The sequence below is a fragment of the Staphylococcus kloosii genome, assembly GCF_032139365.1.
In the GTDB taxonomy this organism is placed as follows: domain Bacteria; phylum Bacillota; class Bacilli; order Staphylococcales; family Staphylococcaceae; genus Staphylococcus; species Staphylococcus kloosii_A.
Map to the genome: position 1 here is coordinate 1 of NZ_JAVTDB010000046.1, position 24,125 is coordinate 24,125.

23 protein-coding genes, 2 tRNA genes, 1 pseudogene and 1 riboswitch are annotated in these 24,125 nt (G+C 32.4%); of the genes and pseudogenes, 16 read left to right on the forward strand and 10 right to left on the reverse strand.

Annotated elements, in window-relative coordinates; genetic code table 11:
• The first annotated feature begins 166 nt into the window (after positions 1 to 166).
• Both RPL90_RS05660 and RPL90_RS05665 read left to right on the forward strand, forming a co-directional pair.
• Positions 167 to 1,558, forward strand: a complete 1,392-nt coding sequence (locus RPL90_RS05660; protein WP_313546578.1) for an MFS transporter — start codon at positions 167 to 169, stop codon at positions 1,556 to 1,558.
• 140 nt (positions 1,559 to 1,698) lie between these two features.
• Positions 1,699 to 2,547, forward strand: a complete 849-nt coding sequence (locus tag RPL90_RS05665; RefSeq protein ID WP_313546581.1) for a YitT family protein — start codon at positions 1,699 to 1,701, stop codon at positions 2,545 to 2,547.
• Between the two features lie 68 nt (positions 2,548 to 2,615).
• Here the strand turns inward: RPL90_RS05665 and RPL90_RS05670 are convergent, their stop codons facing one another.
• Together RPL90_RS05670 and RPL90_RS05675 are read right to left on the reverse strand one after the other, a co-directional pair.
• Entirely contained in the window at positions 2,616 to 3,218 is a 603-nt protein-coding gene (locus RPL90_RS05670; protein WP_313546583.1) for a CPBP family glutamic-type intramembrane protease, read from the reverse strand.
• A 5-nt stretch (positions 3,219 to 3,223) separates the two neighbouring features.
• The gene (locus tag RPL90_RS05675) at positions 3,224 to 3,409 is read right to left on the reverse strand and encodes a YkvS family protein (RefSeq protein WP_048792739.1); all 186 of its coding nucleotides are present in this window, start codon (positions 3,407 to 3,409) and stop codon (positions 3,224 to 3,226) included.
• A gap of 199 nt (positions 3,410 to 3,608) precedes the next feature.
• On the opposite strand from RPL90_RS05675, the gene RPL90_RS05680 reads away from it, so the two are divergent.
• Positions 3,609 to 4,598 carry a lipoate--protein ligase gene (locus RPL90_RS05680; protein WP_313546587.1) on the forward strand — a complete coding sequence of 330 codons (990 nt, stop codon included), beginning with the start codon at positions 3,609 to 3,611 and terminating at the stop codon, positions 4,596 to 4,598.
• A gap of 78 nt (positions 4,599 to 4,676) precedes the next feature.
• Here RPL90_RS05680 and RPL90_RS05685 read toward each other — a convergent pair whose 3' ends face one another.
• Positions 4,677 to 4,895 carry an IDEAL domain-containing protein gene (locus tag RPL90_RS05685; protein ID WP_048792741.1) on the reverse strand — a complete coding sequence of 73 codons (219 nt, stop codon included), beginning with the start codon at positions 4,893 to 4,895 and terminating at the stop codon, positions 4,677 to 4,679.
• A 244-nt stretch (positions 4,896 to 5,139) separates the two neighbouring features.
• Here RPL90_RS05685 and RPL90_RS05690 point away from each other — a divergent pair, with 244 nt between their 5' ends.
• The 3 genes from RPL90_RS05690 (at position 5,140) to RPL90_RS05700 (ending at position 6,016) form a co-directional block, all read left to right on the forward strand.
• On the forward strand, positions 5,140 to 5,703 hold the full coding sequence (locus tag RPL90_RS05690) for a competence protein ComK (RefSeq protein ID WP_398573855.1): 564 nt from the start codon (positions 5,140 to 5,142) through the stop codon (positions 5,701 to 5,703).
• Positions 5,704 to 5,850: 147 nt separating this feature from the next.
• Positions 5,851 to 5,925, forward strand: a tRNA-Asn gene (locus RPL90_RS05695).
• Positions 5,926 to 5,927: 2 nt separating this feature from the next.
• A tRNA-Ser gene (locus RPL90_RS05700) sits at positions 5,928 to 6,016 on the forward strand.
• Between the two features lie 201 nt (positions 6,017 to 6,217).
• Here RPL90_RS05700 and RPL90_RS05705 read toward each other — a convergent pair.
• Positions 6,218 to 6,351, reverse strand: a pseudogene (locus RPL90_RS05705) (tyrosine-type recombinase/integrase); the annotation flags it as partial.
• 239 nt (positions 6,352 to 6,590) lie between these two features.
• Between RPL90_RS05705 and RPL90_RS05710 the strand changes: the two are divergent.
• From RPL90_RS05710 to RPL90_RS05720, 3 genes are all read left to right on the forward strand, one after another.
• Positions 6,591 to 7,226 (forward strand): hypothetical protein, encoded by a 636-nt coding sequence (locus RPL90_RS05710; protein ID WP_313546592.1) that lies wholly within the window; start codon positions 6,591 to 6,593, stop codon positions 7,224 to 7,226.
• Positions 7,227 to 7,832: 606 nt separating this feature from the next.
• A riboswitch (TPP riboswitch) is annotated at positions 7,833 to 7,936 on the forward strand.
• A 95-nt stretch (positions 7,937 to 8,031) separates the two neighbouring features.
• Positions 8,032 to 9,768 (forward strand): phosphomethylpyrimidine synthase ThiC, encoded by a 1,737-nt coding sequence (gene thiC, locus RPL90_RS05715; protein WP_313546595.1) that lies wholly within the window; start codon positions 8,032 to 8,034, stop codon positions 9,766 to 9,768.
• A gap of 121 nt (positions 9,769 to 9,889) precedes the next feature.
• On the forward strand, positions 9,890 to 10,258 hold the full coding sequence (locus tag RPL90_RS05720) for a nuclear transport factor 2 family protein (protein ID WP_313546598.1): 369 nt from the start codon (positions 9,890 to 9,892) through the stop codon (positions 10,256 to 10,258).
• A 70-nt stretch (positions 10,259 to 10,328) separates the two neighbouring features.
• Here the strand turns inward: RPL90_RS05720 and RPL90_RS05725 are convergent, their stop codons facing one another.
• A complete protein-coding gene (locus RPL90_RS05725) occupies positions 10,329 to 10,460 on the reverse strand; it encodes a hypothetical protein (RefSeq protein WP_313546601.1) in 132 nt (43 codons plus the stop codon).
• An 86-nt stretch (positions 10,461 to 10,546) separates the two neighbouring features.
• Complete coding sequence (locus tag RPL90_RS05730; RefSeq protein WP_313546604.1) at positions 10,547 to 10,756, reverse strand: TM2 domain-containing protein; 210 nt, start codon at positions 10,754 to 10,756, stop codon at positions 10,547 to 10,549.
• Positions 10,757 to 10,930: 174 nt separating this feature from the next.
• Between RPL90_RS05730 and RPL90_RS05735 the strand changes: the two genes are divergently transcribed.
• A complete protein-coding gene (locus tag RPL90_RS05735; RefSeq protein ID WP_313546607.1) occupies positions 10,931 to 11,503 on the forward strand; it encodes a GNAT family N-acetyltransferase in 573 nt (190 codons plus the stop codon).
• 35 nt (positions 11,504 to 11,538) lie between these two features.
• Here the strand turns inward: RPL90_RS05735 and RPL90_RS05740 are convergent, their stop codons facing one another.
• Positions 11,539 to 12,477 carry a 1,4-dihydroxy-2-naphthoate polyprenyltransferase gene (locus RPL90_RS05740; protein ID WP_061855016.1) on the reverse strand — a complete coding sequence of 313 codons (939 nt, stop codon included), beginning with the start codon at positions 12,475 to 12,477 and terminating at the stop codon, positions 11,539 to 11,541.
• 184 nt (positions 12,478 to 12,661) lie between these two features.
• Between RPL90_RS05740 and RPL90_RS05745 the strand changes: the two genes are divergently transcribed.
• The 5 genes from RPL90_RS05745 to RPL90_RS05765 all read left to right on the forward strand — a co-directional run bounded on the left by RPL90_RS05745 (position 12,662) and on the right by RPL90_RS05765 (position 17,977).
• Positions 12,662 to 14,020 carry an isochorismate synthase gene (locus RPL90_RS05745; protein ID WP_313546638.1) on the forward strand — a complete coding sequence of 453 codons (1,359 nt, stop codon included), beginning with the start codon at positions 12,662 to 12,664 and terminating at the stop codon, positions 14,018 to 14,020.
• Entirely contained in the window at positions 14,007 to 15,689 is a 1,683-nt protein-coding gene (gene menD, locus RPL90_RS05750) for a 2-succinyl-5-enolpyruvyl-6-hydroxy-3-cyclohexene-1-carboxylic-acid synthase (protein ID WP_313546612.1), read from the forward strand. The genes RPL90_RS05745 and menD overlap by 14 nt, the downstream gene beginning before the upstream one ends.
• Positions 15,676 to 16,479, forward strand: a complete 804-nt coding sequence (gene menH, locus RPL90_RS05755; protein ID WP_313546616.1) for a 2-succinyl-6-hydroxy-2,4-cyclohexadiene-1-carboxylate synthase — start codon at positions 15,676 to 15,678, stop codon at positions 16,477 to 16,479. Before menD ends, menH begins: the two co-directional genes overlap by 14 nt.
• The gene (gene menB, locus RPL90_RS05760) at positions 16,472 to 17,290 is read left to right on the forward strand and encodes a 1,4-dihydroxy-2-naphthoyl-CoA synthase (RefSeq protein WP_061855012.1); all 819 of its coding nucleotides are present in this window, start codon (positions 16,472 to 16,474) and stop codon (positions 17,288 to 17,290) included. The genes menH and menB overlap by 8 nt, the downstream gene beginning before the upstream one ends.
• A gap of 246 nt (positions 17,291 to 17,536) precedes the next feature.
• On the forward strand, positions 17,537 to 17,977 hold the full coding sequence (locus RPL90_RS05765) for a MarR family winged helix-turn-helix transcriptional regulator (protein ID WP_313546620.1): 441 nt from the start codon (positions 17,537 to 17,539) through the stop codon (positions 17,975 to 17,977).
• 189 nt (positions 17,978 to 18,166) lie between these two features.
• Here RPL90_RS05765 and RPL90_RS05770 read toward each other — a convergent pair whose 3' ends face one another.
• Both RPL90_RS05770 and RPL90_RS05775 read right to left on the reverse strand, forming a co-directional pair.
• A complete protein-coding gene (locus RPL90_RS05770) occupies positions 18,167 to 19,327 on the reverse strand; it encodes an aminotransferase class I/II-fold pyridoxal phosphate-dependent enzyme (RefSeq protein ID WP_313546623.1) in 1,161 nt (386 codons plus the stop codon).
• Positions 19,328 to 19,446: 119 nt separating this feature from the next.
• Positions 19,447 to 20,451: an acyltransferase family protein gene (locus tag RPL90_RS05775; RefSeq protein WP_313546626.1), complete on the reverse strand. Its 1,005-nt coding sequence runs from the start codon at positions 20,449 to 20,451 to the stop codon at positions 19,447 to 19,449.
• Between the two features lie 154 nt (positions 20,452 to 20,605).
• Between RPL90_RS05775 and RPL90_RS05780 the strand changes: the two genes are divergently transcribed.
• Complete coding sequence (locus tag RPL90_RS05780) at positions 20,606 to 21,025, forward strand: MarR family transcriptional regulator (protein ID WP_313546629.1); 420 nt, start codon at positions 20,606 to 20,608, stop codon at positions 21,023 to 21,025.
• A 124-nt stretch (positions 21,026 to 21,149) separates the two neighbouring features.
• Here the strand turns inward: RPL90_RS05780 and RPL90_RS05785 are convergent.
• On the reverse strand, positions 21,150 to 24,125 hold a 2,976-nt coding region (locus RPL90_RS05785; RefSeq protein ID WP_313546632.1), incomplete at its 5' end, for a glucosaminidase domain-containing protein.

A 24,125-nucleotide genomic window follows, 5' to 3' on the forward strand; every position in this document is an offset into this window, starting at 1 on the left:
CTATGTTCAGAAATATTTTTCAAAAAAATTTAAAGTCCTTCTTAAATACTATGAAATATGATTTGAATTCGCTTTCATTATATATGTGTGGTTAAATAGCGCTATTGACGCTTTTTAATTTAATCTGTAAACTCCTTTATTGTATTTAAAAAGGAGGTAATTTAATTTGCAATTTAATAAAAATAAAATAAATTTTGTAGATATTAAAAATTCTAAAAAAAGTGTTGTTGCCTCTGGAATTGGAAATGCAATGGAATTTTTTGATTTTGCATTGTATTCTTATTTAGCAGTTATTATAAGTAAAAACTTCTTTAGTCCTGTAGATAATAATGAACTTAAATTAGTATTCACGTTCGCAACTTTTGCAATATCATTTTTACTTAGACCTATAGGTGGTATATTCTTTGGGAGAATCGGTGACAAATACGGACGGAAAATAGTTTTAACATTAACAATTGTAATGATGGCTATTTCTACGTTGCTTATTGGTTTATTACCTACATATGACCAAATAGGTGTCTATGCGCCGTTACTATTGTTGCTTGCACGTGTTTTACAAGGATTTTCATTAGGGGGAGAATACTCAGGATCTATGGTGTACATAGCTGAATCGACACCTGATAATAAACGATTACGTATGGGAACAGGTCTTGAGATTGGTACTATTGCTGGTTACATAGTGGCATCTGTGTTAATTACTATATTATTTTGGACTTTAAGTGATGCACAAATGAATAGTTGGGGTTGGAGAATACCATTCTTCCTAAGTGTGCCAATCGGTTTGTTTGGTTTATATCTTCGTTATAACCTCGACGAGTCGCCAATTTTTGAACACGATGTAGCAACACATCAAGAAGAAAAACCAAGAGTAAGAGATATTTTAGTGTTATACAAAAAAGATATCTTAATATGTGTAGTATTTGTAGCATTCTTTAATATTACAAATTATATGTTGTTAGGTTATATGCCTTCATATTTAGATGAAAATGTTGGTGTTTCCGATAGAATTAGTACACCTATTACCGCTATTGTTTTACTAATTATGATTCCATTGGCGTTAAGCTTTGGTAAATTAGCTGACAAATTTGGTAATAAAAAAGTCATTTCGTTTGGACTAATTATAGGTATAGTCATTTCCACAGTTGCTTTTTCATTATTAAATGTAGGCAATATGATTGCTTTATTTATAGGTTTACTATTAATTGGTATTGTACTATCAGTATATGAAGGAACAATGCCTGGTACATTACCTGCCTTGTTCCATACGAACGTTCGTTATCGTACAATTGCCTGGACGTTTAATATTGCTATTTCAATATTTGGTGGGACAACGCCATTAGTTGCCTCTTGGTTAGTGCATATTACTGGAAACAATTTAGCGCCTGCATTTTATCTTATGATTATTAGCATTGTAGGAATCATCGTTGTTTTAACGTTGTTCACTGATACAGCTAATAAATCATTAAAAGGGTCTTATCCAAACGTAGAGAACCAAAAAGAATATAACATAGCTATTGAAAACCCTAAAAAATCGCTATGGTGGAGAGAAGAACAATAGTAAAATGAGTTAAAGTAAAAAGGCTTTTTTAAGTAATAAATATGTGCTTATCATTTTTATTACTGGAGAAATTAAAAACACCTCACTATGAGGTGTTTTTTTATAATGTGCAATTTGATTAAATGCAGGGAGGAATGACTATGAAATCTTTATTCTTGGATCACTATAAAAACATTATTATTTGTTTAATAGGTACCTTTGTAAATGCTGTTGGCGTTAACTGCTTTTTATTAGGTTCAAATTTAGGTGATGGAGGAACTGTAGGGATATCTTTAGCTTTAAAGTATTCACTTGGATTTTCTCCAGCATTAACATCATTTATCATTAATGTCATCCTAATCATTATAGGGTGGAAATATTTAAGTAAAACTGTAGCAATTTATACAGTTATTTCAAATTCTTCGTTGTCATTATTTTTAGCATTAACTAAACATATGTATCTAAGTATTGATGATTTTGTAATTAACGCACTATTTGGTGGGGCAATTATAGGAGCTAGTGTTGGATTTGTGTTATCTACTGGCAGCACAGTAGGCGGCCCTGCTGTAGTAGCTAGAATATTAAATAAATATTTTGGTTTTAAAACAGCTAAATCTATTTTTATACTAGATAGCTTAATCGTATTATCTTTTCTGATGGTTTTACCATTAAAAAATGTATTATTTACAATTATAATGCTGTTCGTAACAGAAAGAGCAACTTCATTTATTATAGAAGGTTTTAATCCTAAGAAGGCCGTTACGATTATATCTGAGAAAAACGAAGTTATTGCAGACAAGATTAATGCTTTTACTGGTAGAGGATCTACGATTTTGCCAAGTAAAGGTGGTTATTCTAAAAACGCTTCAGGAATGCTTTATGTTGTTGTTCCGCAATCTCAAGTAACTAAAATTAAAAATTTAGTAAATCAAGAAGATGAGAAGGCATTTTTAGTTATACATGATGTACGCGACGTCTTAGGTAGTACATTTATAAGTAATTTAACTTAATAGTCGATTATAAAAAGCGTCTCAATTAGTAAATAATTGAGACGCTTTTTTATATCGCAAGATATGTATTATCCATTAAAGATTAATAAGATAACAACCGCTACAATTTGTGCAATGATAGTTGTAGCAATTCTGCGTGTATATAAATAACTGATAGATAATATAAGTTGAACAATGAAAATAAATAATACTATCCATAGGTTATCCAAGTAATAAAAAAGTGACGCAGAACAAAGTGCAGTTATGATGATACTAAGCCAATTCGGTAGTTTCAAATTGATTAGTTCTTTTTGTAATACTGTACGCATATATAATTCGTGGCATGGTATTACAAAAATTAATGTAATAAGCATTTGCCATTTATAAAAAACACCAGCGTGTGCTAATTGTTTAACTAATTGTGCATAAGTTAAATCATAAGTAATAGCCGCCAATATAAGCTGGACAACTATAAGCACAATACCACTTAAAATACCTACACCAATAGAAGACAAAAGGCGTTTAGAGTTAATGTCTCTTTGATAGAAAACATAACTCACGCCTGCGATTAACATAATACCTGTGTATAAGTTCCAGTATTCTTGTTTTTCTCCCCACATGATGTATAAAATGATATGAAATACAATGAAGCTAATAATATACCATAACAATGCATTTGAAATTCTTTTCATATTCTTTATCCTTCTTGGTCAACAATTTTATATCGTTTATGATTAATAACAGTTTTTTCAGGTAAATCTAACTGAGCGAAATTTTCCATGATAGTTAAGTCAACGATGACCGAATTATCATTTATTTTTTCAACTCTGCCTTTTAAGCCATCATAAAATTCTACAATATTACCTACTTCAGCGACAGTCATGTAAAATCCTCCCTAGAAATGTTTACTAGCATATATTGTACTAAAAATTTGATTACAAATAAACAAATAACTATTAAGACGTGTGAAATAAATTAACTCTAAAAAGAAATATTCATTTTGCGAGTAAATAATTGGCATTTTTAATAAAAATATTGCATAAATAAGATAAGGGCACTTAAGAGGTCAAGGAGTGAAAAAAATGAAATTTGTCAGCAACAATAATATTACAGATCCTACTATCAATTTGGCGATGGAGGAATATGTTTTAAAAAATATGCCGAATGATGATAGTTATTTTCTTTTTTACGTTAACAGACCATCTATTATAATCGGTAAAAACCAGAATACTATTGAAGAAGTAAATCAAGAATATGTAGAAAAGCATAATATCGACGTAGTTAGACGCATTTCAGGTGGTGGGGCCGTATATCATGATACTGGCAATCTGAATTTTAGTTTTATTACTGACGACGATGGTAATAGTTTCCATAATTTTAAAAAATTTACAGAACCCATTGTAGAAGCATTAAAATCATTGGGTGTAGATGCAGAGATGAGTGGACGAAACGATATTCAAGTTGGTCAGGCAAAAATATCTGGTAATGCCATGGTTAAAGTGAAGTCACGAATGTTTAGTCATGGTACTTTGATATTAAACAGTGATTTAAATGAGATTCAAAATGCACTCCGTGTTAATCCAGCTAAGATAAAATCCAAAGGAATTAAATCAGTGCGCAGTCGCGTCGCAAATATTGTTGAATTTTTAGATGAACCAATTGATATTGATACATTTAAAAAAGTGATTCTAAAAACTATTTTTGGTGAAGCAGATCACGTAGAAGAATATAAATTAACTGATCTGGATTGGAAAAACATTGAACAATTAAGTAATGAAAAATACCGTACATGGGAATGGAATTATGGTAAAAATCCTAAGTATAACTTTGTTAGAGAAGAAAAATTTGACAAAGGATTCGTGCAACTAAAATTCGACGTGAAAAAAGGGCGTATAGAACATGCAAAAATATTTGGAGATTTCTTCGGTGAAGGAGATATTACAGAGTTGGAACATGCCTTAGAAGGTACATTGCATGATTTTGATAGCATAGAAGAAGCATTATCACAATATGATATCCGACATTATTTTGGAGATATTGACCGTTATGAATTAATCAGACTTATGTCATAAGCAAAAATAAAAAGTCTATTCACTTACTATTAAATGTAGTAGGGAATAGACTTTTATAATAATGATACGCTATTTAACTTAACCAACGAGAAATTCCTCCAGATGTTTATATTCTTCTGTGTAGCGTTTGAAGTCTTGTTCGTTTTTATTCTGAAGCGCTTTGTCGATTAATGTTTCTAATTGCTCTTTTCGAACATTTCTTAAAGATTCATCTATGATAAGTTCGATACCTAAGTCATTAATTGTAGAAACAAATGATTCTAATGTATTGTATTTTACATTTGTATTATGTTTCATCTCCAACACACCCCTTCTATATATTTAAGTTAATTATACAATTATTAAATTTTGAAATCAATGAATATTCTGACATTTTAAGAGAAAAAGGTGTAAAAGTATACTTAAATTTATTATTTACTGGAAAATTTCTTGCTCATTTATATAAAAAATGATAAAAAAGAAAAAATAATTTAATAATTTATTGATTTTATAATTTTGTTGATATACGATATAGTCAATAAAATTGAAGGAGGCGATTGAGATAATTAATAAATATGTTATAAAGAAAGGAGACATGGTAGTTCAACCGTTTGATACAAAAGAAAGAAAATATGGTGGCACAAGAATACTAAAATATAAGCAACCAACAGAAGAACTTAAAGAAAGAGCACATAAAATAATTGAACGTTCGTGTCGATTTTACGGTAGTAGTTACCATTTTAAGAAAGAAGACACCATTCGAATTACAGGCATTATTAGTAAACCCCCAATATTATTCACCCCGTTATTTCCCACATATTTTTTTCCAACACATTCTGATAGAAAAGACGAAAATACTTGGATTAATATTCATTATGTACAAAATATTAAGGCACTAAAAGATAGAAAGAGTAAAGTAACCTTCGTTGATAACCAATTTATAACGATTGAAATTTCTGCACATAGCATGAGACATCAATATTTAAACGCGATTTATTATTATTATATGATGGATAGAGAAGCAAGGATAACTACATTTGATCCAGATGCACCGATAGATTATACTAAACCTCAATTAAATATTTATGAAGCTTTAGCAAAATATTCTTTGTTCGAACATAAATAGTATATTAATTTCTCATGTAAAAATGGAATATGCGGAATAATATATTAAATTAGTGTAAATGTTCCGCATATTTTTTTGATATTTCTACTTGAAAAATTGTCTGTAATTGATATAATAATATTTGTGCTTGATAAGAAGTATTATTAATCCACAGTAGCTCAGTGGTAGAGCTATCGGCTGTTAACCGATCGGTCGTAGGTTCGAGTCCTACCTGTGGAGCCATTGGAAACGTACTCAAGTTGGCTGAAGAGGCGCCCCTGCTAAGGGTGTAGGTCGCGAGAGCGGCGCGAGGGTTCGAATCCCTCCGTTTCCGTTAGTAAAAAAACCGTTAAGTTGACGTTAGTTATACGTCGATTTAACGGTTTTTTATTATATCCTGTTAAGTTTAGTTAAGTACTGCAAATTAATTTTTATGCGAACGTTATGGCAATATTGGCAAGGAAAGTTTAAATTACGCTGACGTGTTGGCGTTAGCCTTTCATTTCAATTATAGTTGCAATTGCTTTATCGTTTTCTACCTTGTTTCGTCTAACAAGTGTGAATAAACGTTCATAGTAGTTTTAATATTCTTGTGACCTATTCTTTTGGATATATATAGTAAATTGATACGCCGTTATGAAGTAGGTAAGAACAATGTGTGTCTAAGAGAATGCAATGTACGGCACTGTAAAATGGAAATAAATATAATGCAATATAAAAACGTCATAAATTGTAGGGGAGGTACTTCGGTATCTGCCCTGTTTTTTTGGTTTTATTGCAAAACGCACAGTTAATAATTTAAAAAACAGTTTTGAACTAAAATGAAACAGTTGGGAAATAAGCAAAGAGGAATATTATATAATATGATAATATTTTTGTTGGAAAAATTTATAGAAAGGAATTTAATTATGAAAAAAATTAAAATAATAGGTACAGTTTGTACAGCAAGTTTAGCACTCTCAATTGCACTATCTCCTTTAGCAGATGGTGCTCAAGTAAATGGCAAAGGAGGTACTGTAAATACTATCCCAAATCAAGCAAGTAAATACATAACAGCTGATGCTAAAAATAAAACGTATCATTTTGATGAGCAAGCTTTTAAAAATGAAACTAACGACTCTCCTAAAGAAGTAGAAAATATACAAACTAATGTTAATCAAATTAACCAAAATATTCAAGGTGCTAAGCATGTTACTGTTGAAAATGGAGAACTAGTAACATACATATCTGATGCTGAAATTGATCAAAAATATTCAAGTGGAAATAAAATAGTTACTGAAGCTGGTGGTGTGACTAAAGCTACGTACGGTAAAAATGGTAAAGTAAACTTATATATGTCTCATAAACTAACTACGACTATTGCAAATGGTGGAATTTCAGCAGGAATCGTACTTCTCAGTGGTTTAGGTGGTTTAGGTGGTGCTTCATTGGGAACTTTTGTATCTACAATTATCTCTTCTTACTCGGGAAAAGCTGTACCTAAAAATGGAATTATAATTCATGGAAAAGTAGATGGCACTGTCATTTCTATAACTAAGCAATAAAGGTAGGTAATAATTATATGAATAAAGTAATCGTAGTAATAATTGGGGCTGTCATAACAGCCATACTTTGTGGATTGATAACTTATTTCACAGACAATGAGTCAATGACACCTATTTATATAGGGATTACTGTTTTTGTTATATTAGTTTTAATAAATATAATTAATAGAAAAATTGACAAATAAAAATATAAGTAACTATAAATAACCCACCTAAATTAATAGGTGGGAATTTCACGTCAATATAAGCCTTAAAACACTGTTGTTAAAACAATTATAAAATCCCTCCGTTTCCGTTAGTTAAAAAACCGTTAAGTTGACGTTAGATTTATGTCGACTTAACGGTTTTTTTATAATTTTAATGTCACCAAAAATTAAGATTAGGTAATATTAATATACGATGAGCAATTTCTCGATTCATTGAAACTTGCTATTACTAGTGAAAATTATTTAGCGAGTTAACTCATTCTTTAACACGTTGTAAGATAACGGTTGGAGCGTAAATTCATTCTAAAAAAAATTAATCTTTACAGATTCGAAATTTATTTTTTTATAAATAAGTTTGTAATAAAATGAAATTAATGTTAGTTTTAAAAAAGAATTTAATAACAATTGCTAGGGGTGCTTTAACAGAGCTGAAAGAGATGAAGGTCTCAACCCTTTGAACCTGATCTGGTTAATACCAGCGTAGGGAAGCAGAACGACACAGTATTAAATATTTGTTTGTTACTGTTCGTTGACTTCGTTATATATACGATTTCTAATCAGGTCTCCTAGCAAAATAAATTATGCTAAGGAGTTTTTTTATGCAACAAAATAAGATTGAATTGAAAAAGCAATTTCCAGCAAGTACACGTGTTTGGATTAGTGGTGATGAACCGGACATTCTAGTTCCGTTTAGGTCTATTAAATTAGATTCTACCGTTACAGAAAGTGGAACTACGCCTAATAAGCCAATGATTGTTTATGACACAGCTGGACCTTATCACGACGAAAAATATGAAGTTAACGTAGAAAAAGGAATACCAAAGTTGCGAGATAAATGGATTGTAGAACGCGAGGATACCTATGCTTATGAAGGGCGCAAAGTGGTTGCTTTAGATAATGGTTTTAAAAAAGAAAATCATAAAAAATTTGTCGAAACACCTTTCCAATATAAACCTCGAAAAGCACAACGAGGTAAAAATGTGACGCAAATGCATTATGCTAAGCAAGGTATTATTACGAAAGAAATGAAATTCATCGCAGCTAGAGAAGATGTGTCAGCTGAGTATGTACGCTCAGAAATAGCGAGAGGACGTGCAATTATTCCTAGCAATGTGAATCATCCAGAATCCGAACCGATGATTATTGGTAAAAATTTCCAAGTGAAAATCAATGCTAATATTGGTAATTCTGCAGTTAGTTCATCAATAGAGGCAGAAGTAGAAAAGTTAGTGTGGGCTATCCATTGGGGTGCAGATACGATTATGGATTTGTCTACGGGTAAAAATATTCATGCAACACGAGAATATTTATTACGTAATTCACCTGTTCCAGTTGGCACAGTTCCAATATATCAAGCATTAGAAAAGGTAGATGGTAAAGCCGAAGATCTTACGTGGGAAGTTTATAGAGATACATTGATTGAACAAGCTGAACAAGGCGTCGATTACTTCACGATACATGCTGGCGTGTTATTAAGATATGTACCAACAACAGTTGAACGTTTAACAGGTATAGTATCAAGAGGTGGGTCTATAATGGCTCAATGGTGTTTAGCTCACCATGAAGAAAGCTTTTTATATACCCATTTCACAGATATATGTGAAATCTTAAAAGAATATGATATTGCCATCTCTCTTGGTGATGGATTACGTCCAGGTTCACTATATGATGCAAATGATGAAAGTCAGATTTTGGAACTGAAAACTTTAGGAGAACTGACGTCGATTGCTTGGGACTATGATGTACAAGTTATGGTCGAAGGTCCTGGACATGTGCCTATGCATAAAATTAGAGAGAACCAAGAGTTGGAAGACTATTATTGTCAAGAAGCCCCTTTTTATACTTTAGGGCCGTTAACGACTGATATTGCACCTGCCTATGATCATATAACTTCAGCAATAGGAGCAGCACAAATCGCAAGCTATGGCACAGCTATGTTATGTTACGTAACGCCAAAAGAGCATTTGGGCTTACCTAATAAAGACGATGTTAGGGAAGGGGTAGTCACTTATAAAATAGCGGCACATGCCGCTGATTTAGCAAAAGGAATGAAAAATGCTCAAAAACGAGATGATGAAATTAGTAGAGCACGTTTTGAATTTCGTTGGTATGACCAGTTTAATCTATCGTTAGATCCTGATAAGGCTAGAGCATTCCATGATGAAACATTACCGACAGAAGCGGCTAAAGTTGCTCATTTTTGTAGTATGTGTGGTCCAAAATTTTGTTCGATGCGTATCTCACATGATTTACGTAAAAGTCCGGAATTGAAAGCTGAAGGTATGAAACAAAAATCTACAGAATTTATTTCTACAGGCAGTAAAATCTATCATTAATCCATGTTCATGAACAGGCACCTATAATGAGGTATCTTTTTTATTTATGAAGCAGTAGTTTTGTAAAATCTTATTAAATCCATATAATAGTGAACAGTAATTAATAAAAGAAGGTGTACAGATGAGTGTATTAGATAATTATTTTAAGTTGTTTGATGAGGCTAAAGAAAGTGAAGAAAGTTTTAATAACTTAAATGCACTTTTTAGTGATGACGTTACTTTTGTCTTAAATGGAAGTACTTTTAATGGTAAAAAGGCTTGGGAAAACTTTGTTAAACAAGTTTTTGATTCCAATAAAGAGTTGAAACATATGTATAATGGTTGGGAACAAAACGAAGATGGCACATACGCTACTAAATGGGCTATTTGTGGCAATAGATATAAAACGGGCGTATATACACAAGAAGGTATTGATATCGCTAGACTAGATAGCGATGGGAAAATAATTTATCTTGAAAATAAGCCTAACAATAGTGATTTCCTTTCTTAAATAAGATATGTTCTTATAGAATTCAAATGAAAAACGGCTAAACTACAAAATGGGTTTAGCCGTTTTATTATTATTGAGATTTATTATTGTCATCATTTTTATTTTTGCTACTATTGCTACTTTTGCTTACTAATCGTCTAATACCTCTAACGATATAACCTACAGCAAGTGCGCGAATAATTCTTTGTATAAATTGTTGCATAAGTTACCTCCTAAATTATAGCAATTATATAGTAATCCTTACCCCATATTAATAGCTTTAAGTCGTATAATTACAAAAAGATTGTATTAATAAAAAACAATCATGCCATCTTTATCGGCTTTTTTAAAGAAGATGGTAATGATACCACTTATAATCGCGACAATATAAGGTATGCCAGTCCAAAAGAAAATGATGTGTAATACCCCTTGAAAAACTTGATTGGCATAAAATTTATGAACACCAATCCAACCTAACAAAAATGCTAATAATACATACGTTACTTTACTTACTCTCATAACAAAATCCTTTCTAATGATTAACTTCAGTTTACTGTTTCAATTAAACAGTGGTCAATAATTATTCAATATTACTGAAAGTTTCAAATTTTAGATAGTTAATTATTTCAATATTTGTTTGATGTTATAATATAATATGAATGATAAAGCATATGAATTTAAAGGAGAAATAATATGATTAGAAAAGCAAAAGCATCAGATAAAGAGGCAATTGCAGAATTGTGTTATATCATATGGGAAGAACTTGAAATAGATATGGTAAAACAAATTGAACGCGAAAGATTGTTAACAGTAATGCAAAAAAGCATCGTCGATATTCAATACAGAGGTAATATTTCTAATATTTGGGTGTACGAAATTGACGGTAATGTAGCAGGTTGTTTAATTGCATATCTTGGGAAAGATGAATTGAAATTAGAACGCGCATGGTTGGATTTAGATGTTGACGAAGATATTAAAGCATTAGGTACACCTATGCCGATGAAAGAATCTAACGATGATGAATATTATATTGAAACGATTGCAACTTTTCCAAATTACCGAGGCAGAGGGGTTGCTACTAAATTAATGCAATATGTGATTGATCAAGAGCCAACTGCTAAATGGAGTTTAAATTGTGATTATCATAATGAAAGAGCTTATTATGTTTATAATAAATTTGGTTTTAAGACGCAAAGTGATATTAATTTATATGGACACAATCATAGACATATGGTGTATGAAGGGGATAAAGGACAGATAAATTAAAAAAATCGACCTTTTGCAAGGTCGATGAATAACTATTAAATGCCACCTAATAAAGCACTGATGTAAATACCTAAGGCATAAAGTATGCCGAAGAATGTATTTGTTTTACCAGTAGCTTCCATAGCAGACATCATTGTTGCTGGTGTGTCATGTTTTTTAAATCTACGGACTGCTTTAATTGGCATTGGGAACGACAGCAATGCGAGTAGGAAAAATATTGAACCACCAGGTCTAAAGAATGCTAAAAATACTACTAATGCATAAGCAATAATATACATTAAACCTAGGAAACGTACTGAATTGTTCTTTCCTAAAAGAATTGGTAACGTGAAACGTCCTTTTTCTTTATCGTTTACGCGATCTCGAATGTTATTAGCCATGTTAATCATGCCGATAGTTATAACAATCGGTAAGCTAATCCAAAAAACATAGGCTTGGAAATTACCTGTTTGTATAAAGAATGATAAGACAATAATAATCATACCCATAAAGAAACCTGAAAATAGCTCTCCAAAAGGTGTCCATGAAATAGGTAATGGGCCTCCTGTATAAAGATAACCAATGGCCATGCAAACTAAACCAATAGGTAATATCCAAAATGAACTTTGTACTGCTAAGAAAATACCGAGTAAGGCTGCAATAATATAAAATGCTATTGCTAAATTCATAACGAGTCTAGGACTCATGCCGTTACGCACAATTGCGCCACCGATTCCTACAGAGTTATGATCATCTAAACCTTTTTTGAAGTCATAATATTCATTGAACATGTTTGTAGCAGCTTGAATTAATAAGCATGCAATTAACATTGCTAAAAATAGACTAAGTTTAAGATGATCTTCACTACCTAATAAAAAGATTTTTGCAGAAGCCGTACCGACCAATACAGGTACTACTGCTGCAGTTAGGGTGTGAGGTCTCATAAGTAGCCAATATTTTCTGACAGTAGAATATTGTTGATATTGTGATGCCATAAATAAATTACCTCGTATTCTAAAATATATACTTTAATAGAGTTATTTTAATAGAAGTTTTTGCAGAGGTCAACTTACGTTAATTTAAAGAACCGTTAATTTAAGCAAGATTGAGTACAGAGATTGTGAAAGATGGTACAATATAATAATGAGTGAAATTTGAAATATGAAAGAAGTGAACGAGATGAGTGTGGATGTCAGGGAAGATGAAATTGTCGTAGCGGTACACGCAAGTGAACGTAATTGGGTTTCTGTTGAAGCTCAAGTAGACCATGAACTTGACCCGACTATGTTATTTCAATTAACCGAAGCATATGCTGGAGATCGTTTTTATTTTAAAAAAAATGACAACTCAGCTTCATATTTTGGTTATGGTACTATAAAACAGTTGAAAAACGATTTACAAAACAAACAATCTATTTTTCAAGAATGGGAACAATATAAGAATGATATTGAATTAATACATCCTAATTCTACTTATCATCATTTAAGAATTTGTGGAGGTTTTCAATTTTCTGCACATAAAGAAAGTGATGAATGGAATGAATTTGGGCTTAATCATTTTACCTTACCTGAAGTGTTAATAACGATTAGTAACGGTATTTCTTATGTTACTTATACTGAGAAACGACAAAATTTCGATATTAAGTATTTCAAATCCATTGTAGAATATCTGACTCAACCAACTAAACAAATTGATTTAGACATGGGGAACGTTGAGTCTATTGAAGACTTATATAAAGAAGAGTGGCGTGACTTGGTCAAAGAAACAATTGCTAAATTAAATAACGAAAGCAAAGTTGTACTTGCGCGTAAAAGGTTAGTTGAATTTGATAAACCTATTAATATAGCTTATATACTAAAACAAGCAATGCAAGGCGAGAAAAATAGTTATTTAGTTGTTTTAGAATCTGCCAATAGTATTTTCTTTTCTCAAACACCTGAACAATTAATGGAAGTGGAAGAAGAAGTCCTTTACACTAAAGCTATCGCAGGTACGATTAGTCGTTCACATGATGAGTCAATTGACCAACGCAATATCGATGCATTTTTAAATGACACTAAAAATTTAAACGAGCACCAATTTGTAGTTAAGAGTATCTTACATGATATTCACCCATATGTTAATACGATTCAATATAATGATAGTCCTAAAATTTTAGCTAACGATCATTTATACCATCTGTTAACTGAAATAAAAGGTGATTTGAAAAGTAAATCTTATATCGGTCTATTAGATAATTTACATCCTACGCCAGCTTTAGGCGGTTTTCCTAAAGAAGCAGCTGTAAAATATATAGATGATCATGAATTTGGTACGAGAGGGTTATATGGTGCACCTGTGGGTTATATCGATATGTACGATAACTGTGAATTTGTAGTAGCTATCCGCTCAATGTTGATAAAAGGACAAAGTGCAATATTATATGCTGGGTGTGGCATCGTAAATAATTCAAATCCTGACAGTGAAGTTGAAGAAACAGCAATAAAATTCACGCCAATGATGAAAGCTTTAGGAGTAGATAAAGATGATGAATCATAAAGAAGCGCTAACAAAACAAGTTTATACTTTAGCATCTGAACTATATGCATACGGAATTAGAGAAGTTGTTATTAGCCCTGGGTCTCGTTCAACGCCTTTAGCGATTGCAATTGAAGCCCATCCTAAACTTACTTCTTGGATACATCCCGATGAGCGTAGTGCGGCCTTTTTTGCGTTGGGTTTAATGAAAGGTAGTGAAAAGCCTGTTGCAGTGCTCTGTACTTCCGGTACAGCAGCAGCTAATTATACGCCAGCAATAGCCGAAAGTCAGATTAGCAGATTACCGTTAGTCGTATTAACTAGCGATAGACCACACGAACTAAGAGGTATTGGTGCACCGCAAGCTATAAATCAAACACAAATGTTCGAAAATTATGTGCAATATCAATTTGATTTTCCAATAGCAGATAGTGGTGAATATGAAGATAAAATGACCGACACAATTGCTTTTCAATTACAAAAAGCAAGTCAACATCTTTACGGTCCACATAGAGGGCCTATTCATTTTAATTTACCGTTTAGAGAGCCGTTAACACCAGACTTAGAAGAACGAAGTATGTTAACTTCTGATGTTAAGCCAGTCCCACATTATCAAAAAACGGCAACACTCAATGAAATAGCAACTATTATTAAGAAAAAACGTGGACTTATTATAGTTGGTGATGTGCAACATGAAGATGTAGATCAAATTTTAACTTTTTCAACTATACATGACGTACCTATTTTGGCAGACCCATTGAGTCAGCTACGTAAAATCAAACACCCTAACGTAATTTCCACATACGATTTATTGTATAGAGCTGGGTTAGACGATGAAGTTGACTTTATTATTAGAGTTGGCAAACCAGTGATATCAAAAGCGTTGAATCAATGGTTAAAACGTACCAAAGCTTATCAGATACTCGTACAAAATAATGATAGACCTGATGCGTTTCCAATTGCACCACATATTTCTTATGAAATATCAGCCAATGATTTCTTTAGACAATTAGCAGAAGTTGCTTCAGTGGACCGTTTACAATGGTTACATTATTGGCAAGAATTGGAAAAAAGAGCAAAAGTAAAAATCAAAGATTATGTGTACAATGCAAATGACGAAGCGGCTTATGTTGCGCATTTATTAGACAAATTGACTGCACAGGATACGCTGTTCGTAAGTAATAGTATGCCAATTAGAGATGTCGATAACTTATATATTGATTGTGAAGCAGAAGTATATGCGAATCGTGGCGCAAATGGTATAGATGGCGTTGTATCAACAGCAATTGGTATGGCAGTGCATAAGCAAGTCACTTTATTAATTGGTGATTTAGCTTTCTATCATGACATGAATGGCTTACTAATGTCTAAACTTAATGATATTAATTTAAATATCATCTTGTTAAATAATGATGGTGGAGGTATTTTTTCTTATTTACCTCAAAAAAATAGCGCAGAAGCGTATTTCGAACGTTTATTTGGTACACCAACCGGTTTGAAATTTGAACATGCAGCATTACTTTATAATTTCACTTATAAAAAAATCGACAACATAGAAGATTTCAAATATGAAGCACTATCACAAATTGGTGCTCATGTTTATGAAATTGTTACAGATAGAGATGTTAATAAAGAACAGCATTCAGTGCTTTACGACAAGTTAGGGGAAATCGTTAATGCTAAATTATAATTTTCATCCTGCGCAAAAAGATAGCAATAAATTATTAGTATTGTTACATGGTTTCATAAGTGATCATACTAGCTTTGATCATTTATTATCATCATTTAATAATGTAAATGTATTAACGATAGACTTACCTGGACATGGTAATGATGAAACGACACGTGATGAAGAATGGAATTTCAATGCTATTAGTCACTATTTAGATGATACGTTACAAGCATTTTCGAGTTATGATATTTATTTACATGGTTATTCAATGGGTGGCAGAGTTGCATTATATTATGCACTTAATGGTAAAATGATGATGCATGGTTTAATATTAGAAAGTACTTCTGCAGGTATTGATGCTGACGGAGATCGCGTTGAACGCCAGCAAGTTGATAAAGCTCGAGCGAAGGTATTAGATATAGCGGGCTTAGAAGTATTTGTTAATGACTGGGAAAAATTACCTTTATTTCAAACACAATATGATTTGGATAAAAGTATCCAACGACGAATTAGAACAATGCGCATGAATCAAGATCCTAATCGTTTAGCTCAAGCTTTAAGAGATTATGGTACAGGCAATATGCCTAATTTATGGCATGAAATTCATAATATTAAAGTGCCTACGTTAATCATTGTGGGAGAGTTAGATCGTAAGTTTTGTGAAATTAGTAATCGTTTGAATAGGGAAATAGCGCATTCAGAAGTTAGTAAGATTTCCAATGTTGGACATACAGTTCATGTGGAAGATGCTGAAGAATTTGGTAGAATAGTATTAGGTTTTTTATTTAAGGAGGAGCAAAATGACTAGACAGTGGGAAACTATAAGAGAATATAAAGAAATAAAATATGAATTTTACAATGGTATAGCGAAAGTAACAATCAACAGACCAGAAGTTCGTAATGCTTTCACTCCTGATACAGTGCAAGAGATGATTGATGCATTTAGTCGTGCAAGAGATGATCAACGTATCTCTGTAATCATTTTAACTGGTGAAGGTGACAAAGCATTTTGTTCAGGCGGAGACCAAAAGAAACGTGGCCATGGTGGCTACGTAGGAACTGATCAAGTGCCACGTTTAAATGTTTTAGATTTACAACGTCTAATCCGTGTCATTCCTAAACCAGTTATTGCCATGGTTAGAGGATATGCTATCGGAGGCGGTAATGTATTAAACGTAGTATGTGACTTAACAATTGCTGCTGATAATGCTATTTTCGGTCAAACAGGTCCAAAAGTTGGTTCATTCGATGCAGGTTATGGTTCAGGTTACTTAGCTCGTATAGTTGGACATAAAAAAGCACGTGAAATTTGGTATTTATGTCGCCAATACAATGCTCAAGAAGCATTAGATATGGGCTTAGTTAATACAGTAGTACCTCTAGCAGATATTGAAGATGAAACTGTACAATGGTGTGAAGAAATCATGCAACATTCACCAACTGCATTAAGATTTTTAAAAGCTGCTATGAATGCTGATACTGATGGTTTAGCAGGGTTACAACAAATGGCTGGTGACGCAACATTATTATACTATACAACTGACGAAGCAAAAGAAGGCCGTGACGCATTTAAAGAAAAACGCGATCCTGACTTTGATCAGTTCCCTAAATTCCCATAAGTATTAAATGTAAAAAGCCTTTGAATATTTGATTATTCAAAGGCTTTTTATTATACATACAATTTAAGTATCATGCTACAATTAATTATAAATAAATAATTGCTTTAGATATTTTTTATAAATGAAAACGCGCTATTATATAATATAAAATAATTATTACTTCAATACATTCATTTTTATGTTTTGAGAAATTATAATTGACATATAAAATATTGCATATTATATTAAAATGAATGAGGTGAATTTATGACTATGGACTATGATAAAGATATAAAGAAAGAATTTTGTTTTTTATTTTATGTTTCAAGTAAAGAGGTAGTTAACCGTTTTAATCAATATTTAAAACAATATGATATTAGCTTTCCAAATTTTATCGTTTTACAATATATAGAACAGGATACGCCAGTTTATATTAAAACTTTATGCGATGAATTGTATTTAGATTCAGGGACGATTAGTCCAATAATTAAAAGATTAGAAAAGAAAAATTTAATTAAAAGAAAACGTACAGAAGAAGATGAACGCCGTGTTAAGGTACAACTTACAAAAGATGGAGTAGAATTAAAGAATCATTTTGACCAAATTTCTACCGATGTATTGATGCAGTTTAATATGACGCAAGAGGATTTGTATGAGTATACGCAAATAGTGCGAAAATTTGCTGATATTAACATCGATCCTAAATAAAAATATAAAAGTAGAGCCTGGGACATAATTCTTCAGGCTCTACTTTTATATTGGACATAGATGACTGTATTGAAAATACGCTTGTATCAAGCTGTTGTCAATGCTAGTCATCCTTGCCGGGCGAGGCTACAAAAACCTTCTTATAAAACTAAGATTTTTGTCTCGCTCCCTCTATGGTCATTAGTTAGTTTAACTATAGTTAGTAGTCATGAACTTTTTCAATCTTCGCATACCTTCTTTAAGTACATCAAGGTCATAAGCATATGAGATTCTAACATGTCCTTTGCCATAATCGGTAAATGACGAACCTGGAACGATAGCTAAATGTGCTTCTTCGAGTAGTTTAACGCAGAAATCAAAATCATCGTTTGTAAATTTTGATATATCAGGGAAAATGTAAAAAGCGCCTTCAGGTTTTGCATTCAACTCGAATCCAAGTGCTTCCAACTCTGACACCAAGTAATTTTTACGTTCGATGTAAGCTTCATTCATATATTGAGGTGCTTCTAAGCCTTCATTTAAAGCGGCAATACAAGCTACTTGAGCTGGTACGTTAGCACAAATGCAATTATATGCATGCATAAACGTTAATTTTTCGATTAAATATAGAGGACCTAGTAAGAAACCAATACGAATACCAGTAGCCGAATGGGACTTACTTAATCCACCTATAAGTAACAATTGGTCTCTTAAATTAGAGAATTGCGCGAACGACGTATGTTCGCCATTAAAAGTATTTTCGGCATATATCTCATCGCTAATCACAAAAATTTCATGTTTACTTAATGTATCGGCAACTGCTTTTACTTCATCATAACTCAATGTAACGCCAGTAGGGTTGGTAGGGTAATTTAGTAAAATTGCTTTTGTACGTGGCGATATGTGCTGCTCAATGGTAGCAGGTGTAACTTTGTAATCATTAGCAGTTGTATCGATATATATTGGCACGCCACCGAGAGTCTCTACAAGAGGTATATACCCAGCATATACAGGCCCAGGAATGATAATCTCATCACCGGGGTTCAATATACTTCTTAAAGCTGTATCTAAAGCTTCACTTGCGCCATTGGTAATAATTATTTCTTCTTCGTCATAGAAAAAGTCATATTTACTTTTAAAATAATTACTTACTGCCTGTCTTGTTTCACTTAACCCTTTATTATGAGAATAGCTTGTTATATCCTCATTAATAGCATTAATATAAGCATCCTTTACAACTTGTGGCATCGTAAAGTCTGGTTGACCTATCGTCAAATTAACGCAATCGTCAATATCTTTCATTCTACTGGAAAATTGGCGGATACTTGGTGCGCGTAAAAATTTAGACTGGTCGTTTAATGATAGTTGCATGATTTCACCTCAAAAATAAAAAATTCCGAATTGTTATCAACAATCTGTAGAAGGTCATTTGAACAATTCAAATTAGTTCTAGCATAACATAGATTGAAGGATAACAATTCGGTTAAATACTAGTCCCGATAATCTGCCGGACGTTTTAAATGAATGACAGGGTTCGACCATTTTGCAACAAAATGTGTTGATAATAAGTAGACGATTACTGCTGCCATTATGAGTAAATATATATATGTTAGTACAGAAGTAGGCGATTTAAATGGATGAAAATCCAAAGCTTTAATAATACCAATAAAGATACCATGTAATAAATAAACCTGCATTGTTCTTCTGCCAATATACGTGAAGAAATGTTTACGCTTCGGTGTTAAGTTAAAGAATGCAAACATTAAAGCTAGAATACCGCAATAAATAACAAGTCGTTTAATTGGACTGTACACGCCTTCTTTATCCTCTAATGAAATGTAGCTCGCTCTTCCGAATAACCAGTCAGATTTAATAGGATGAACTGTATAACCGAAGTAAAAGACAATAAAGATAATAATGGATATAGGGATAAGCTTTTTATTTCTGAATATAGCGGTGTTATGTTTATTAAACAAATAACCTAAATAGAATATAGGGAAAAATGTTATTGTTCTAGATAAACTTAAATATTGCCCAATATCATCAGAGAAACCTGCTAATAAAGACACAATCACTACTAAAGGTAAAATAATATATGGCTTATAGTCTTTTACTATAACTAATATAATATGGAAGAAGAATAGTGTAAGTAAGAACCATAACGCAAATACTGGATCAAATGGGTCAAAAGTTAATTTACTCTCCTTTCCTGTAAAATAATAGAAGACAGAGAAGAATGCGAAGAAAATAAAATATGGAATTAATAATTTCTTCGATAATTTTTCTATGTAACCTGATTGACCTGCCTTTTTAGCAAAGTATCCTGATATAAATAAGAACCCAGGCATATGGAAACTATAAATTGTTAAATATAATGATGTGATAAATCCACTTGAACTCCTATAGGGTTCCATTAAGTGTCCAAATACGACAAGAAATATCAATAGGGCACGGGCATTATCAAAAAAGTAATCTCTTTCTTTAATTTGTGTCATGATTCTGCTCCTTTAGTAAAATGCTCAATATCTATAATTTATTATAAAAGCTACTAATATTGCAACAAAATTGAGTATTAGTCACATTATTGTTGTGAGATAGTACAAACGATTTTATAATAAAATTATATAAAATTAGTGGAGATGATCAACTTTGTATAAACAACTAGAAAAACTTTTAACACATACGAGCAATGAATTAAATTTGGTTAGTAGACGATTTGGCCAGTATACCGAACTCTCTTCTGAACAAATTGAACTATTAACTATAGTTTTTAATCACTCCAAGTTATCTCAATACGAATTAACGATGAAACTTAACAAAGAACAATCAATCGTTTCACGTTGGATAAAAAAGCTATGCAAATTAGGATACTTGAAGAGTGTACAAAATAAAACAGACTTAAGATGTAAAGACATCATTTTGACTGAAAAGTCTCGATTATTAATTCAACAAATAATCAATAGTAGAGTGGCATTAATTGAAGCACGGTGTCATGGTTTAACTGAAGAAGATATACAACGATTTAAAATACTACTTATGAAAGTTGCTGGCAGTTACCAATGTAATTAAACAGTAACTTTAAATAAATTGAATAAACTTAAAATTAAAAAACAAAGATTTATTATGAATTTAAAAGTTGAGGCTGAGACATAATTACAATGTCTCAGCCTCTTGTATGTTAGGTTAGTTAAATTTAAATATATGTGTTAACATCAAAGAATTTACCAACTTGACCCATAGCGTCATAGAACCCTTTAATACGTGTTGCATTATGTTTAGCCCAGTTAACGTCTGTAGCATATTGGTGTGTACCTGGATTAGAAGGATTCCAACGCATTTTGTATAACGTATTTTGGCCTTGATGGATGTATGAATTAGCTATAAATTTAGCACCACCAATTATTGCCTTTCTAACAGTATTCCAACCTTCTTGTTTAGCACGAATAAATCCTTGTCTTACTGCATCGCTATCATATGCACCAATACCAAACATATTGTAATATTTCGTAGAAGCTTTAGTATTTACTTTGTTATTTATAACATCGCCGCCATTAGCTAACGTAGACGTACCATTACCAGTTTCTAGTAGGGCATGTGAAATAAGGTAGACTTCGTTAATGTTATAAGTTTTTGCCGCTTCTTTAAATGCCGCACCTTGGCCTTCTAAAATACCTTTACCTTGTAGTAATTTATTTAAGTTTGTAGTGCTAAGATCTTGAGATTTATCTAAACGTAAGAACTGATACTTTTGCGTACTATCTTTAGATAGGACAGCAGTGTTCATAGCATTTTTAATTTCACTTAATGTAGCGTTTTGCCATTTGCCAGGTACACGTTGCACTTGTGGCTTGAATGGTAAACCATATTGTTTAGCAGCGGCTTGGTCTAATGGTTGTCCAGTACTGATAGTTTTTACTAATTCTTTACGTAAGTCAGATTCTTTAATCCAAACTTTTTTACCATTTTCTAATGTGCCATGATACCAAGTTACGCCATTAATAACGAGTTTTTCATAACTTGCAAAGATTGTAGAATAATATTGGTTTAAAGATCCAGCAGTCTTAGAAGTAGGTGAGTTATAGAAATAACCTGTTTTATTATATACGACATAATCAAAATTTTGCTTTTTAGCTTTAGTATAATCTACAGTTTGAGTTTTAGTAGTAGGTTTTTTCACCACGGCAGTTTTTGTTTTAACGCCTAAATCTTTCAAAGCAATCCAACCAGTCTTGTTATTAACAGTGCCGTATACATATTCGTCTTTATCTACAAATACAGATTTTGAAGACGTGAAAGCCTTGTTATTTAGATTTTTTGATGGTTCGATAATTTGAGATTTAGTACCCCAAGGTATTGCATAGAGTCCACTATTAGTAGATTTAACAACGTATTCACCTTTTTTCGCTGCTGTTTTACTTAGATTACGTGTGTTGATATTTTTAGTATCAACCCAACCAATAGGTGTACCGTTTGTACTGTTTTGGATTAAGACATATGTTGTATTACCTTGTTTACGCTGTTTAGTCACATTAAATGTTTTACCAGCATATTTTGATCCATCTTTAGCTGCTTTATCATAAACTGAAGCTTTGATACCTAGTTTTGATGGATTCGTTTGGCCAATTTTACTTACATTTAGTGTTTGATTTGTTGTCGCTTTAGGTGTTGCTTCAGCTTTTACTTTTGTAGCTGGTTTAGGTGCAACTGCAGTTTTAGTTTTAGCAGTAGTTGCAGCTTTAATAGTAATATCACCGGTTTGTAACCAACCTAAATTCGTTTTAGATTTACTATCAGTTATAAGGTAGAAAGCGTTACTACCCAGTGTCGCTTTTTTAGATAATTGATAAGTTTTCCCATTGATGTTGGAATTTTTAACACCTGCTTTATCATATACAGTCGTGTAAACACCATGGTTGGTAGGTTTAACAGTACCTTGTGTATTTTTCAAGGCAGTAACTGTTAACTTGCTACTTGTAGAAGCGGCAGGTTTTTTAACGGTAATATCACCAGTCTGCATCCAGCCTAAGTTCGTTTTATTGTCAGTTATAAGGTAGAAAGATTTATTACCCAGCGTAGCTTTTTTAGATAATTGATAAGTTTTCCCATTAATTGTTGCGTTCTTTTTACCAGCCGTATCATAGACTGAAGTGTATAGGCCGTGATTAGCAGATTTAACAGTACCTTGAGTATTAGTTAAGTTAGAAACTGTTAATTTACCTGTAGGCGTAGTAGTCCCAGTGCTACCTCCAGAAGGTTTTGTACTGCCTGAGCTTGTCGTGCCCCAAGCTGAAACTTTACTCGTTTTAATTAAATATTTTTCATTGATTAAGTCATAAAGTTCATCGTATGAGTAACCATGTGATTGTAAGTAAGCGTGTGGATCAGAATGATCAGTTCCACCTAAATAATTACTTACTGCTCTATGTGTCCACACTGTACCTTGACCGTCATATTCTGCACTGTCAGGTTTTAAACCATAATAGAGTAAGTTAGTTGCTGCATAGTCGGCATAGTTATTGATTGAGCGGGCAAAATCATCCGCGGTATGTGTATGCACTAATTCAACATGAATAAATCTATCATTAGCTGCTGGTCCAGCCCCCCATGCTAAATAGTCTGTGTTGGCAGTTTCAATGACTCTGTTTCCATCAACATAAGCATGTACGAAAGCAGAATTGTAGTTGTTTTTCATGTAGTTAACTTCGCCTTGAATAGTTGAATTGTCATTCGCAGTATCGTGCATCACGATACCTTCAGGTTTACCATTGCGATAATTATATTTTGGTAAATAGCTAGCGATATCTTCTTCGTATTTTGGTACAGCATAGTTTTTACTACGAATGTAATCATTGATAGAAGATTTAACTTGAGGTGTATATTTAGGTAAACTAGTAGTCGCCTTTGTAGCTGCTTCTTTTTTCACAGTAGCTTTTTGCGTCGTATTAGTAGCAACAAGTTTACGTAATTTAGGTGCCGCCACTGCCGTTCTAAACGTTGTAGCACCATTTGAAGTAGTAGCTTTTTGATCTGTAGCTACTGATTTACTTGATGTAGTTGGTGCTTTTTGGTTTGTACTTGTATTAGCTACTTTTAACTGAGTTGCAGCTTTAGGTGTAGCTGTTTGATTAGTTTTACTAGCATCAGCATTCACAGTTTTTTGTTGAGTCTC